We start from the raw sequence: 13,434 nt of genomic DNA, 5'->3' as shown, positions 1-13,434 counted from the left end.
AACCCGCGACCCTGGAGCAGCCCGATGACTGAACACGCTACCGTGCAGGCCGAATGCTGGAACGAATCCGGCGGCCATTGCGACTGCTGCGGCAACCGGACCCGCTCCATCTCGGGCGGCCTGTCCGATGGGGAGGGCGCCAGGGCGGCCTATTTCGTGCGCTGGACCGTCGGCCAGCCGCAGCACACGCCGGACTTCGACCTGATCATCGGTCTCTGGGGCGATGGCACCGGTCCGCAAGACCGCGTGCTGGTCTCGCTGTCCTACCATCCACGGCCGGGTGGCGGCTTCTTCATGGTGGTCAGCGGCAAAGGCCGGCCTGCCGACAACCGGAACCTGTGCGATCGGGCGCTCGAACGCGAGGAAGTGATCGGCACGCCGCTGGCGCAGGAAGCATTTGCGCTGGTCGATGCGCTCTGGTTGACGGAGCCGCGCATCGCGGACATTCGTGCGCTGGACGATCTCGCGCATCCGGCCTGATAGCAGCCATGGTCCCGTGCGCGAATATGACGGACGGTCCGGACCTGCATGACGCAAGGCTGATTGCCGTGCATGTCGACTGGAAGGATGGCATGTGCGTCATCGATATCGCGCACGGCACGCTGGGACACTGCACCCTCCGGTTTTCCGCGGTGTCGCATGTGACCTTGCCTCGTACGCAGCCGTGGGGGCCGGCAGTATCGATCAATGCCTTGCGCCAGCCGGGACCGGGCCACTACGAAATCGACATGCAGTCTGGCGACGTCATCGACATCCGCGCCCGGGATGTCTTGTTCGTGGCTGGCAGCGAACACCTGAGCGCTTGACGAACAGACGGCGCGCACCTGTCTGTTCATTGTCTGTATCGCGCGCAGCAGCACGCTTTTATCGGGACTGACATATGAACGATTTGCCTGCGCACTGGCGCGAACGCTTGCACAGCTACCTGCCTTCGCCGCAAACGATCGGCTGTTCGGAGGCGCGCGTGTATCGTCTTGATACGCCCGGTGCGCCTGCCTTGTTCCTGAAGACCGAACCCGCCGGTCCCTTGTCCGAACTGATCGACGAAGCCGCGCGCCTGCGCTGGCTGGCTGCCAGCGGCACGCCGTGTGCGCAGGTGCTCGACACGGCGCAGAACGCGGGCGCCGGCTGGCTGCTGCTTGCGGCCGTGCCTGGCCGCGACCTGCTCTCCAGCGGGCTCGATCCTGCGGCAACCGTTGCCATCATGGCCGATGCCTTGCGCCGCCTGCACGGCCTGGATATTGCCGGCTGCCCCTTCGATCACCGCGCAAGCCTGCGCATCGAGCGTGCCCGCGCGCGCATGGAAGCGGGGCTGGTCGACGAGGATGACCTGGATGAGGAAAACGCAGGTCTGCCGGTCGAGGAACTGTTCGCGCGGTTGAAGGCAATGCAGCCTGTGCAGGAAGACCTGGTCGTGACGCATGGCGACGCCTGTTTGCCGAACCTGATGGCCGACGATGGCGTGTTCACGGGCTTCATCGATTGCGGACGCCTGGGCGTGGCGGACCGGCACCAGGACCTGGCGCTGGCCACGCGCGATATTGCAGAAGAGTTGGGGGAGGAGTGGGTGCAGCCTTTCCTGGACTGCTACGGTATGCAGGTCGATGCGGGCAAGGTGGCGTTTTATCGCTCCCTGGACGAGTTCTTCTAGGGCCAACGCGGCAATGGTGGGTACGAGTACCCACCCTACGACGCTGTACGGGTTTTTCCGTTTACGACTGCTCGCGGTGGCGCAGCACTACGCGCTCGGTGTCGCCGAAATAGGCGGCAAGGCGCTCGGCCATGTACACCGAGCGGTGCTGGCCGCCGGTGCAGCCGACCGCCACCGTCAGGTAGCTGCGGTTGTCGGTCTTGAACGAGGGCAGCCATTTTTCGACGAAGGCGCGGATGTCTTCCAGCATCTCGGTGGCGCTGGGCTGAGCGTCGAGGAAGGCGATCACCGGCGCGTCCTTGCCGGTCAGCGGACGCAGTGCGATGTCGTAGTAGGGATTCGGAATCGCGCGCACGTCGAACACGAAATCGGCGTCCAGCGGCACGCCGACCTTGAAGGCAAACGATTCGAAGAACAGGGTCAGCGGCGCATGCTTGACCTCGGCCAGTTCCTTGATCCAGGCGCGCAGTTTATTCGCCGACGCTTCCGAAGTATCGATCACGTGGCCGAGCTGCTCGATCGGCGCCAGGCGCTCGCGTTCTTCGGCGATGCATTCGATCAGGGTGCGGCGCGAAGCCGGATTCTCGCCCGGGCGCAGCTGGTGCGACAGCGGGTGGCTGCGCCGGGTTTCGGAAAAGCGCGCCACCAGCGAGTGGGTGCTGGCAGTCAGGAACATCACCTTGACCTCGTGGCCTTCTTCCTTCAGCGAACGCACGCTGATCGGCAGTTCAGCCAGCGACTCGGCGCTGCGCGCATCGACGGCGACCGCCAGCTTGGCGGTGCGCTCGGCATCGACCGTTCTCACCAGCTGCGGCAGCAGGGCCGGCGGCAGGTTGTCGACGCAGTAGTAACCCGCGTCTTCGAGGACGTTCAGGGCAACCGATTTGCCCGAGCCGGAAATGCCGGTAATGAGTACGATGTGCATGGCGCGATGATACCGCAACAGTACCGGCTTGTCGTCTGACGCCGGGCGAAATGTCGGGGTTCGGCGTACATACGAGAGAATCGCGCGCGTTCGGGCGTGTTTCCCTTGCGTTTGTCTTGCGATGTGTGCGCCGGCCTCAATCGCCGCTCATGGCCTGGCGCTGGCGTTCCATGAATTCCTGCAGGGTGTCGATACCGCGCAGTTGCAGGATGGTGTTGCGCACGGCCGCTTCCAGCAGCACCGCGATGTTGCGGCCGGCCGCCACGGGAATCACGACCTTGCGGATCGGCAGGCCCAGCACCTCTTCGGTCGGGAAGTGGAAGGGCAGGCGCTCGACTTCCTCGTCGAGCACACCGCGCTTGACCAGGTGCACGATGAGCTTCAAGCGCATCTTGCGGCGCACCGCGGTCTCGCCGAAGATGGCCTTGATGTCGAGCAGGCCGAGGCCGCGCACTTCCAGCAAATTCTGCAGCAGCGGCGGACAGCGGCCTTCGATCATGTTCGGGGCGATGCGCGAAAATTCCACGGCATCGTCGGCGACCAGGCCATGCGAACGCGAAATCAGTTCCAGGCCCAGCTCGCTCTTGCCCAGGCCGGAATCGCCGGTAATCAAGACGCCCACGCCGAGCACGTCCATGAAGACGCCATGCATGATCACGCGCTGGGCCAGTTTCTTGGACAAATAGACGCGCAGGAAGTCGATCACCTGGGCTGCCGGCAGCGGCGTGGAAAAGAGCGGGATGTTTTGCTCGTCGCAGATGGCGAGGATGTCGGGCGGGGTTTCCAGGCCCTGCGCGATGATCAGCGCCGGCGGGCCGCCACCGATCAGCTCGCCGATCACGTGGGTGCGCGAGCTGGACTTCAGGCGGTGGTAGTAGTTCAGTTCCTGGTGGCCGAACACCTGGATGCGGCCCGGGTGAATCAGATTCAGGTGGCCGACCTGGTCGGCGGCCGAGGCCACGTCGCCGGAAATCAGCCGCTCGCCGCCGGGAAAGCCGGCGAACCAGCCGAGTTGCAGGCTGTCGCGGTTATCGTCGTACAGCCTTTGGATGGTGAGCGGAGTCTGCAACATGGCGAGTAATCGAGGGGGAAAAGGACCCCCTCAGTTTAACCCAGTGCCTGCAAGCTTGGTTGCCAGTTGATAATTCGTTCGTGCACTGAACGCGGGTCGGGATCGCTGGCCAGGGCGGTACGGATTGCCTCGTCCGAGAACAGTTCCGCGATCTCGGACAGGATTTCCAGGTGCTGCTGGGTCACGTGGTCCGGGATCAGGAGGAAGAACAGCAGGCTGACCGGGCGGCCGTCCGGCGACTCGAAGGGAATCGGCGAAGCCAGGCGGACAAAGGCGGCGATCGGGTTCTTCAGGCTCTTGCTGCCTTTCACGCGGCCGTGGGGCACGGCCACACCATGGCCGAGGCCGGTGGAGCCGAGGCGCTCGCGCGCGAACAGATTGTCCGTCACGGTCGAGCGCGCAATGCCGCAGTTGTTTTCGAAGATCAGGCCGGCCTGCTCGAAAGCGCGTTTTTTGCTCGACACTTCGATGTCGAGCTGGACGTTTTCAAGCGAAAGAATTTTGCTAAGGTTGGTCATAACACGCTTCTGGTGGTGCGGCACAAAGCAGGGTGGATTGTGCGGGCAACTTGCGGTGCAGAATTATAGGCCGCTTTAACGGCCGTGTGATTCGATTTCGCGTCGGTATCCTACCCCTGTCAGAGGATGGATTCGACCCCTTGGCAGGCAGTAGCAACAGACGATTTGCGCTTTCGCAAGGGCCTACGCAATTTCCGCAACGAAAAACCCGATCCCGTGGGTGAAAGCGGGGCATGCGCCACGTTTCACCATCTTTTACCCGTATCTGGGGACGATCCCGGAAAACCGCAGGGTTACTTGTGCTGTTGTTTTTCGGTCGCGCCCTGTGGTTTGAAACCGACAGTGTTACTGGCGCGCGCCACGCAGATTATGCGGACGGCCCGTGCTGAAATTCGCACGCCAGGGGTTGATGTCGAGGCCGCCGCGGCGCGTATAGCGCGCATACACCGACAGCTTGCTCGGCTTGCACTGGCGCAGCACGTCCATGAAGATGCGTTCGACACATTGCTCGTGGAATTCGTTGTGCTCGCGGAAGCCGATCAGGTAGCGCAGCAAGCCTTCCTGGTCGATCTGCGGACCGGCGTACTGGATCTGCACGCTGCCCCAGTCCGGCTGGCCGGTGACCAGGCAATTCGATTTCAGCAGGTGCGAGACCAGGGTTTCCTCGACCGGGGCTTCGTCGAAGTTGGCCTTGAGCAGTTCCGGCGCCGGCGAATAGGCGTCGATGTCGATGTCGAGGCGGTCCAGCAGCAGGCCGTCGAGTTCGCCCATCTTGAGCTTGCCGAAGTTTTCTGCTTCGGTAAGGGTGATGTGGACCGGGGCGCCAAAGGCGTTCGACAGGTCTTCGCGCAGCAGGGCAAGCAGGGCGTCGGGGCCGGCCACGCGGGTCTGGTTGAAGGAATTCAGGTACAGCTTGAACGACTTCGATTCGACGATGTTCGGCGAGTCGGCCGGCGCGCTGACGGTGGCAATCGCCACCTGCGGCTTGCCGCGCATGTTCAGCCACGACAATTCATAGGCGTTCCAGATGTCCATGCCGAAGAAGGGCAGGGTGCCGGTAATGGCGAGCTCGTCGCGCTTTTGCTGGCGCGGGATCGGGAACAGCAATTCCGGCGCGTATTCGGTCTGGTAGGCGGAGGATTTGCCAAGTGGCGATTGATCGGGAGTATTGGTCATGATCTGGTCTCGAGGGGCCGGTGCTGCGCGTTGGTCGAGTGACATGTTGCTTGCGCGAATGGTTGCCGGCCCGGCGGCGGCAAAGCGGCGTATCGTACACCTTTCTGCTGATCGGTGGGCGATTCGGTTGGGCGGGGATGGGGGCGGATGGTGTCGCGTTGGCGGGGGAATGAGAGGGAATGCGGGCGGTAATGGGGCTGTTGCCTGTGCTGTTATCCGCGTGCATGATCCGCGTGGGCACGGGGTGCCCACCGTACGGGATACGTCGCGTATTCGGGTTCCATATGATCTCGCCGTTAACGGTGACGGTTCCTGTATGAACTCGCCGTTAGCCGTGATGGTTCCTGTATGAACTCGCCAATAACGGTGACCGTAGGGTGGGCACCCCGTGCCCACGCGGATCATGAATACCGATAACCCAACAGGCAACAGCCCCACGTCCTCAAGCACAGGACAACTCAACCCAAGCAATCACAAGAACAACTTGTACACCGGATTCGCACTCTCATCCCAATACCGGTACCCCAGCGTCGCCAAAAACTGCCGGAACTCCTCCATCTCCCCGCCCGGCACCTGCAACCCGACCAGAATGCGCCCCACATCCCCGCCCTGGTTCCGATAATGGAACAAGGAGATATTCCAGTTCGGCGCCATGCTGTCCAAAAAGCGCATCAACGCCCCCGGCCGCTCGGGAAACTCGAACCGGTACAGCAACTCATCCTGCGCCAGCGCGCTCTTGCCCCCCACCAGGTGCCGGATGTGCAGCTTGGCCAGCTCATCATGCGTCAAATCCAGCGTCCGAAAATCGTGCTGTTCAAAGGTTCGCGCCAACAATGAAGATTCGCCGCGGCTGCCCACCTGCACCCCCACGAACACATGCGCCTGCCGCTCGTCGCTGATGCGATAGGTAAACTCCGTCACATTGCGCGGCCCCACCAGCGAGCAGAAGCGACGGAAGCTGCCGCGCTGCTCGGGAATCGTCACCGCAAACACCGCTTCGCGCGCCTCGCCCACCTCGGCGCGCTCGGCAACGAAACGCAAACGGTCGAAATTCATGTTGGCGCCGCAGGCCACGGCAACCAGGGTCTCGTTCTTCACCGGCTGGCGCCCCATCTGCGAACGTTCCACGTACGCCTTGGCCCCGGCCACCGCCAGTGCGCCGGCCGGCTCGAGGATGCTGCGCGTGTCCTGGAACACGTCCTGGATCGCCGCGCAAATCGCGTCGGTATCGACCAGGATGATCTCGTCCACGACTTCCTTCGCCACGCGGAAGGTTTCTTCGCCCACCAGGCGCACCGCCGTGCCGTCCGAGAACAGGCCGACGTCGGGCAGGGTGATGCGCTTGCCCGCCTTCAGGCTGCGCGCCATCGCATCCGAATCGATGGTCTGCACGCCGATGACCCTGATGTCTGGCCGCACCGCTTTCACGTACGAACCGATGCCCGAGATCAGCCCGCCGCCGCCGATCGCGACAAAAATCGCGTGGATCGGCCCCGAATGCTGGCGCAGGATTTCCATGGCAATCGTGCCCTGGCCGGCGATCACGTCGGGGTCGTCGAAGGGATGGACGAAGGTGAGCTTTTGCTCGCGTTCGAGCAGCAGGGCGTGCTGGTAGGCGTCGGTGTAGGAGTCGCCATGCAGCACCACCTCCACTGCCGCGCCGCCGCGTGCTTTTACGGCGTCGATTTTCACCTGCGGCGTGGTGGTCGGCATCACGATCAGGGCGCGGCAGCCGAGGCGGCTTGCCGACAGGGCCACGCCCTGGGCATGGTTGCCGGCCGAGGCGCAGATCACGCCGCGCTTGAGCGCTTCGGAAGACAGGTGCGCCATCTTGTTGTAGGCGCCGCGCAGCTTGAAGCTGAACACGCTCTGCATGTCTTCGCGCTTGAAATAGATGCGGTTGCCGAAGCGCTGCGACAGGGTGGGAGCGAGATCGAGCGGGGTTTCCTGGGCCACGTCGTAGACGCGGGACGTGAGGATTTTCTTGAGGTAGTCGTTAGTCATGGTCGGGAAGTGACAATTCAAAGGCCAGTGTCCTGGTTCCGGTGACGCGAGACTGTGTTCCCTGGCGGATGACCAGGCGTGCAGCCGATACGAGGCGCTGGGGTGTTAGCGCGCCGTATCGTGTCGAGGGCGATAGATTTTCCTCATTATAATGGACCGCTCTAACTCCTCAATGGCCACCGATGATCGAAACCGCCGTCCTCTGGCTGCTCAAGGTTCTTGCCGCTCCCTCAGTCGGGCTCACGTCGGTATTTCTCATCGCATTCGTGTCGGCTACCCTGGTGCCGCTCGGTTCCGAGCCGGCCGTGTTTGCCGTCGTGAAGGCGAATCCCGCCATGTTCTGGCCGGCGATCCTGGTGGCCACCGTCGGCAATACGCTGGGCGGCGTGCTGAACTACGGCATCGGCTACCGCGCGAAAATCGCCTTTGCCAAGGAACGCCAGAGCCGCTGGTTCGGCTGGCTGCGCCGCTTCGGCGCCAAGACCATGCTGCTGTCCTGGGTGCCCGGCGTCGGCGACCCCCTGTGCACCCTGGCCGGCTGGCTGCACCTGCCGTTCTGGCCCAGCGTGATGTACATGGCGATCGGCAAGTTCGCACGCTACCTGACCATGACAGCCGTGTTGCTGTATGTGCCGGACGGTTTCTGGAAGAGTGTCGGCGACCTGATCACCAAAATCACCGGCTGAGGGCAGGGTGAGCGCAGCGTGAGCACCGCGCGGCGCATGCGATTTGGATGAGTTTGCTCCAAGGCTAATCTTCCTTGCCAAAGAGGCTTCCCATGCAAAGGAAATTTGCATGCACAGGCCTGGATGCAAATTTTGTTGCTCAGCAAGCCTGCGCGGATTCCGCGCAGCCCAGCGTTGTGCGCCGCAATAAGCTAGAATGGTTGTCCTTCGGGCCAGTCCAACATCGATCCCATCCATGAACGCCCCAGCACACATCCACACGCTCCTCGCCGACAACGCGCCGGCCCGCCTGCGCGAAATTCCTTATAACTACACCTCGTTTTCCGACCGCGAGATCGTGATCCGCCTGCTGGGCGAATCCTGCTGGCAGCTGCTCGACGAGCTGCGCGGCGCGCGCCAGACCGGCCGCTCCGCGCGCATGCTGTACGAGGTGCTGGGCGATATCTGGGTGGTGCGCCGCAATCCGTATTTGCAGGACGACTTGCTGGACAACCCGAAGCGGCGCCAGAAACTGATCGACGCCTTGCACCACCGCCTGGCCGAAGTGGATAAGCGCCGCGTCACCGTGGACGCCAGCGAAGGCGACGCCGGTTCCAGTGCAGATTCGGCCGCCAGCCGCAGCGCCGCCGTCGAACAGCTGCTGCAGGCCGCGCGCAAGGCCGTCGACGACTTCGGCCGCGAGTTCCGCGATATGTACGACCTGCGCAAGCGCGCCCGCGCCGTGCTCGGCGCCTACACCGACAAGCGCAACATCCGCTTCGACGGCATGCACCGCGTCTCGCACGTCACCGACGCCACCGACTGGCGCGTCGAATACCCCTTCCTGGTGCTGGTGCCCGACAGCGAAGAGGAAATGGCCGGCCTCGTCAAAGGCTGTATCGAACTCGGCCTGACCATCATCCCGCGTGGCGGCGGCACCGGCTACACCGGCGGCGCGATTCCACTGAGCCCGATGTCGGCCGTGATCAACACCGAGAAGCTGATCGCCCTGGGCGAAGTCGAGATGACGCGCCTGCCGGGCCTGGACCGCGACTACGCCACCATTTATACCGGCGCCGGCGTCGTCACCCAGCGCGTCTCGCAGGCCGCCGAAAAGGCCGGCTTCGTGTTCGCGGTGGACCCGACCTCGGCCCACGCCTCCTGCATCGGCGGGAACATCGCCATGAACGCCGGCGGCAAGAAGGCCGTCCTGTGGGGCACGGCACTCGATAACCTGGCGTCCTGGCGCATGGTCGACCCGAACGGCGACTGGCTGGAAGTCACGCGCATCGACCACAACCTCGGCAAGATCCACGACGCGCCGACCGCCGTGTTCAAGCTCGAATGGACCCACCCGAGCACGCGCGGCGCGCCGAAGGGCGAACCCTTCCGCACCGAGACGCTCACCATCGAAGGCCGCAAGTTCCGCAAGGAGGGCCTGGGCAAGGACGTCACCGACAAATTCCTGGCCGGCCTGCCGGGCGTGCAGAAAGAAGGCACCGATGGCCTGATCACCTCGGGCCGCTGGATCCTGCACAAGATGCCGAAGTTCACGCGCACCGTGGCGCTGGAATTCTTCGGCCAGGCGCGCGACGCTATTCCGTCGATCGTCGAGATCAAGGATTATCTCGACAGCCTGCCGAAAAGCGGCAAGCCCGAATTCGAGACACTGCGTCTCGCCGGCCTCGAACACCTGGACGAGCGCTACCTGCGCGCGGTCGGCTATGCTACCAAGTCCAAGCGCGGTACGCTGCCGAAGATGGCGTTATTTGGAGATATCGTTGGCGACGACGAGGACGCCGTCGCCATGGCCGCCTCGGAAGTGGTGCGCATCGCGAACACCCGCGTCGGCGAAGGTTTTGTTGCCGTCAGCCCGGAAGCGCGCAAGAAGTTCTGGCTCGACCGCGCCCGCACCGCGGCGATTGCGCGCCACACCAACGCCTTCAAGATCAACGAAGACGTGGTGATTCCCCTGAACCGCATGGGCGAATACACCGACGGCATCGAGCGCATCAACGTCGAGCTGTCGATCAAGAACAAGCTGCAGCTGGCGGAACAGCTGCACACCTATCTCTCGGGCGGCAACCTGCCGCTGGAAAAGAGCGACGACGCCACTGGCGACACCGTGGCGCGCGACGAGATCATGGGCGACCGCCCCCAGCAGGCGGTGGCGCTGGTGGAACAGGTTGGTGCGCGCTGGGCCTTCATCCTGGCGAACCTGGACCAGCCACTGCGCGCCGTACACGCCAAGCTCGACGAACTCGGCCTGGGCCACCTGTCCGCCGGTTTCGACAGCCGCATCGGCCGCCATCCCGACACCACGCTGTTCGACGTGGTCCAGGACCACACCCTGCGCATCTCCTGGAAGCAGGACCTGCGCGCGCCGCTGCGCCAGATCTTCAACGGCGCCGCGTACAAATGCATCCTCGACGAGACGGTCGCCATCCACAAGCGGGTATTGCGTTCGCGCGTGTTCGTGGCCTTGCACATGCACGCCGGCGACGGCAACGTGCACACCAATCTGCCGGTGAACTCGGACGATTACGCCATGCTGCAGGACGCGCACAAGGCGGTCGAGCGCATCATGAAGCTGGCGCGTTCGCTGGACGGCGTGATCTCGGGCGAGCACGGTATCGGCATTACCAAGCTCGAATTCCTGACCGACGAAGAGATCCGCGAATTCCGCGACTACAAGCAGCGCGTCGATCCGGAAGGCCGCTTCAACAAGGGCAAGCTCTTGAACACCACGGCGGTGGCGGCCGATCTGACCAACGCCTACACGCCGTCGTTCGGCCTGATGGGCCACGAGTCGCTGATCATGCAGCAGAGCGACATCGGCGAGATCGCCAATTCCATCAAGGATTGCCTGCGCTGCGGGAAGTGCAAACCGGTCTGCACCACGCACGTGCCGCAATCGAATTTGCTGTACTCGCCGCGCGACAAGATCCTGGCGACGTCGGCCCTGATCGAAGCCTTCCTGTACGAAGAGCAGACCCGCCGCGGCGTGTCGATCCGCCACTGGGAGGAGTTCGAGGACGTGTCCGACCACTGCACCGTGTGCCACAAGTGCGTGACCCCGTGCCCGGTGAACATCGACTTCGGCGACGTGTCGATGAACATGCGGAATTTGCTGCGCAAGATGGACAAGCGCAGCTTCAAGCCGGCCAACCGCGCGGCCATGTTCTTCCTGAACGCGACCGACCCGACGACGATTAACGCCACGCGCCAGGCGATGGTGGGCTTCGGCTTCAAGGCCCAGCGCCTCGGCAACAAGCTGCTGCGCGGCTTCGCCAAGGACCAGGTGAAAGCGCCGCCACCGACCACCGGCAAGGCGCCGGTGCGCGAGCAGGTGATCCACTTCATCAACAAGAAAATGCCGGGCAACCTGCCGAAGAAGACCGCGCGCGCACTGCTCGACATCGAGGACGACAAGGTCATCCCGATCATCCGCAACCCGAAGGCGACGAATGCCGACACCGAGGCCGTGTTCTACTTCCCCGGCTGCGGTTCCGAGCGGCTGTTCTCGCAGGTCGGCCTGGCGACGCAAGCGATGCTGTGGGAAGTGGGCGTGCAGACCGTGCTGCCGCCGGGCTACCTGTGCTGCGGCTATCCCCAGCGCGGCGCCGGCCAGTACGACAAGGCCGACAAGATGATGACCGATAACCGCGTGCTGTTCCACCGCATGGCGAACACGCTGAACTACCTCGACATCAAGACCGTGCTGGTCTCCTGCGGCACCTGCTACGACCAGCTTGCGACCTACGAGTTCGAGAAGATCTTCCCCGGCTGCCGCATCATGGACATCCATGAATACCTGCTGGAGAAGGGCGTCAAGCTCGAGGGCGTGAACGGCGTGCGCTACATGTACCACGACCCCTGCCACACGCCGATGAAGATGCAGGATTCGGTGAAGACCGTGAACGCGCTGGTGCAGACGGTCGACAACGTGAAGATCGAGAAGAATGATCGCTGCTGCGGCGAGTCCGGCACCTTTGCCATTACCCGTCCCGACATCGCGACGCAAGTGCGCTACCGCAAGGAGAACGAAATCCAGAAGGGCGCCGCCAAGCTGCGCGAAGACGGCTTCGAGGGTGAGGTCAAAGTGCTGACCAGCTGCCCGTCCTGCCTGCAAGGCCTGTCGCGCTACAATGCCGACGCCGGCACCAGCGCCGACTACATCGTGGTCGAGATCGCGAAACACCTGCTGGGCGAGAACTGGCTGCCGGATTATGTGGCGCGTGCCAACAACGGCGGCATCGAAAGGGTTTTGGTATGAAGGGTTTGGTATGACTGCGGCGCCGATCCGCGAACCGGGCTGCGAACTGTGCGACCTGGCCGCGCCAATGACGGTCTACGCCGACAGCAAGCTGTCGGTAATCATCGTCGACGACGCCAGCTATCCCGGCTTTTGCCGCGTGATCTGGCGCGACCACGTGCGCGAGATGAGCGACCTGGCGCGCGAGGATCGGCTGCTGCTGAACGAAGCCGTGTACGAGGTCGAACAGGCCGTGCGCGAAGTGATGGCGCCGGCCAAGGTCAACGTGGCCAGCCTGGGCAACGTGGTGCCGCACCTGCACTGGCACGTGATCCCGCGCTACACTGACGATGCGCACTTCCCCGCGCCCGTATGGGCCGCGGCCGTGCGCCAGACCGAACAGGAAACGCTCGCCGCACGCCGCGCGCTGCTGCCCGAGCTCGCCGACGCGATTGCGCGGCGCATGAACCAACAAGGATGAACACAGCAATGCCACAACCAACCGACCTGGCCGTCCGCCAGAAATCCCGCATTCTCGAGATCGCCTTCGACGACGGCAAGACCTTCTCGATTCCCTTCGAACTGATGCGCGTGTATTCGCCTTCGGCCGAAGTGATGGGCCACGGCCCGGGCCAGGAAACCCTGCAAGTGGGCAAACGCGAAGTGGGCGTGACGGGCGTGGAACCGGTCGGCAACTACGCCATCAAGCCGCTGTTCGACGATGGCCACGGCAGCGGGATCTTTACCTGGGCGTATCTGTACAAGCTGGGCAGCGAGCAGGACACGCTGTGGGCAGACTACATGGGGCGCCTGCATGCGGCAGGTTTCGAGGGCGACAGCGGCCGCGAGCCGGGCAAGGTGCTGCCGGGTGCGAAGGTGCGCAGTGGGTGTGGGCACAACCACTAATGCCACATCGGCCTGCGGCCTCGACCGTACGGTGGGCACCCCGTGCCCACGCGGAAGCATGATCAATGTTTGATGCGGATTTGATGCAAAACCCGCACAGTGTTCGCGGATTCAAAAGCGTCTTGTTAGCGCTGCAGTTCATGGATGCGCCGCGGAGCGAGTCATCACGGCAGCAGACAGTGGATACGCACGTAACCGCGTGGGCACGGAGTGCCCACCGTACGGTTGAAGCCAACACCAACCATGAGCCAGCGATAATTAA

At 63.7% G+C, this 13,434-nt stretch carries 12 protein-coding genes; 7 read left to right on the top strand and 5 right to left on the bottom strand.

The window, feature by feature from the left end; all coding sequences use genetic code 11:
- Positions 1 to 24: 24 nt before the first annotated feature.
- The 3 genes from LK540_RS12870 to LK540_RS12860 all read left to right on the top strand — a co-directional run bounded on the left by LK540_RS12870 (position 25) and on the right by LK540_RS12860 (position 1,651).
- A complete protein-coding gene (locus tag LK540_RS12870) occupies positions 25 to 480 on the top strand; it encodes a hypothetical protein (RefSeq protein WP_229437702.1) in 456 nt (151 codons plus the stop codon).
- A gap of 26 nt (positions 481 to 506) precedes the next feature.
- Positions 507 to 806: a hypothetical protein gene (locus LK540_RS12865; protein ID WP_229437701.1), complete on the top strand. Its 300-nt coding sequence runs from the start codon at positions 507 to 509 to the stop codon at positions 804 to 806.
- Positions 807 to 880: 74 nt separating this feature from the next.
- Complete coding sequence (locus LK540_RS12860) at positions 881 to 1,651, top strand: APH(3')-II family aminoglycoside O-phosphotransferase (protein ID WP_229437700.1); 771 nt, start codon at positions 881 to 883, stop codon at positions 1,649 to 1,651.
- A gap of 61 nt (positions 1,652 to 1,712) precedes the next feature.
- Here the strand turns inward: LK540_RS12860 and rapZ are convergent, their stop codons facing one another.
- From rapZ to ilvA, 5 genes are all read right to left on the bottom strand, one after another.
- Positions 1,713 to 2,576, bottom strand: a complete 864-nt coding sequence (gene rapZ / locus LK540_RS12855; RefSeq protein WP_229437699.1) for an RNase adapter RapZ — start codon at positions 2,574 to 2,576, stop codon at positions 1,713 to 1,715.
- Between the two features lie 136 nt (positions 2,577 to 2,712).
- Positions 2,713 to 3,648, bottom strand: coding sequence for an HPr(Ser) kinase/phosphatase (gene hprK / locus LK540_RS12850; RefSeq protein WP_229437698.1), 936 nt, complete (start codon positions 3,646 to 3,648; stop codon positions 2,713 to 2,715).
- 35 nt (positions 3,649 to 3,683) lie between these two features.
- Entirely contained in the window at positions 3,684 to 4,166 is a 483-nt protein-coding gene (locus LK540_RS12845) for a PTS sugar transporter subunit IIA (protein WP_229437697.1), read from the bottom strand.
- A 345-nt stretch (positions 4,167 to 4,511) separates the two neighbouring features.
- The gene (gene queF / locus LK540_RS12840; RefSeq protein WP_229437696.1) at positions 4,512 to 5,342 is read right to left on the bottom strand and encodes an NADPH-dependent 7-cyano-7-deazaguanine reductase QueF; all 831 of its coding nucleotides are present in this window, start codon (positions 5,340 to 5,342) and stop codon (positions 4,512 to 4,514) included.
- Positions 5,343 to 5,813: 471 nt separating this feature from the next.
- Positions 5,814 to 7,346 (bottom strand): threonine ammonia-lyase, biosynthetic, encoded by a 1,533-nt coding sequence (ilvA, locus tag LK540_RS12835; protein WP_229437695.1) that lies wholly within the window; start codon positions 7,344 to 7,346, stop codon positions 5,814 to 5,816.
- A gap of 182 nt (positions 7,347 to 7,528) precedes the next feature.
- Between ilvA and LK540_RS12830 the strand changes: the two genes are divergently transcribed.
- The 4 genes from LK540_RS12830 to LK540_RS12815 all read left to right on the top strand — a co-directional run bounded on the left by LK540_RS12830 (position 7,529) and on the right by LK540_RS12815 (position 13,172).
- Complete coding sequence (locus LK540_RS12830; RefSeq protein WP_229437694.1) at positions 7,529 to 8,032, top strand: YqaA family protein; 504 nt, start codon at positions 7,529 to 7,531, stop codon at positions 8,030 to 8,032.
- 235 nt (positions 8,033 to 8,267) lie between these two features.
- Positions 8,268 to 12,287, top strand: coding sequence for an FAD/FMN-binding oxidoreductase (locus LK540_RS12825; RefSeq protein ID WP_229437693.1), 4,020 nt, complete (start codon positions 8,268 to 8,270; stop codon positions 12,285 to 12,287).
- Between the two features lie 10 nt (positions 12,288 to 12,297).
- Entirely contained in the window at positions 12,298 to 12,747 is a 450-nt protein-coding gene (locus LK540_RS12820; protein WP_229437692.1) for an HIT family protein, read from the top strand.
- A gap of 8 nt (positions 12,748 to 12,755) precedes the next feature.
- Positions 12,756 to 13,172 carry a gamma-butyrobetaine hydroxylase-like domain-containing protein gene (locus LK540_RS12815; RefSeq protein ID WP_229437691.1) on the top strand — a complete coding sequence of 139 codons (417 nt, stop codon included), beginning with the start codon at positions 12,756 to 12,758 and terminating at the stop codon, positions 13,170 to 13,172.
- Positions 13,173 to 13,434 lie beyond the last annotated feature (262 nt).

This window comes from Massilia sp. IC2-278 (assembly GCF_020708045.1).
Taxonomy (GTDB): Bacteria; Pseudomonadota; Gammaproteobacteria; order Burkholderiales; family Burkholderiaceae_D; genus Telluria.
Note: the sequence above shows the minus strand (reverse complement) of the source record. Positions and strands in the feature narration are given on the sequence as shown.

Coding starts and splice junctions, on each gene's coding strand:
- LK540_RS12865 (WP_229437701.1), top strand. CDS start 507: ATGACGGACGGTCCGGACCTGCATGACGCAAGGCTGATTGCCGTGCAT.
- LK540_RS12830 (WP_229437694.1), top strand. CDS start 7,529: ATGATCGAAACCGCCGTCCTCTGGCTGCTCAAGGTTCTTGCCGCTCCC.
- ilvA (WP_229437695.1), bottom strand. CDS start 7,346: ATGACTAACGACTACCTCAAGAAAATCCTCACGTCCCGCGTCTACGAC.
- LK540_RS12870 (WP_229437702.1), top strand. CDS start 25: ATGACTGAACACGCTACCGTGCAGGCCGAATGCTGGAACGAATCCGGC.
- queF (WP_229437696.1), bottom strand. CDS start 5,342: ATGACCAATACTCCCGATCAATCGCCACTTGGCAAATCCTCCGCCTAC.
- LK540_RS12820 (WP_229437692.1), top strand. CDS start 12,298: ATGACTGCGGCGCCGATCCGCGAACCGGGCTGCGAACTGTGCGACCTG.
- LK540_RS12860 (WP_229437700.1), top strand. CDS start 881: ATGAACGATTTGCCTGCGCACTGGCGCGAACGCTTGCACAGCTACCTG.
- rapZ (WP_229437699.1), bottom strand. CDS start 2,576: ATGCACATCGTACTCATTACCGGCATTTCCGGCTCGGGCAAATCGGTT.
- LK540_RS12815 (WP_229437691.1), top strand. CDS start 12,756: ATGCCACAACCAACCGACCTGGCCGTCCGCCAGAAATCCCGCATTCTC.
- LK540_RS12845 (WP_229437697.1), bottom strand. CDS start 4,166: ATGACCAACCTTAGCAAAATTCTTTCGCTTGAAAACGTCCAGCTCGAC.
- LK540_RS12825 (WP_229437693.1), top strand. CDS start 8,268: ATGAACGCCCCAGCACACATCCACACGCTCCTCGCCGACAACGCGCCG.
- hprK (WP_229437698.1), bottom strand. CDS start 3,648: ATGTTGCAGACTCCGCTCACCATCCAAAGGCTGTACGACGATAACCGC.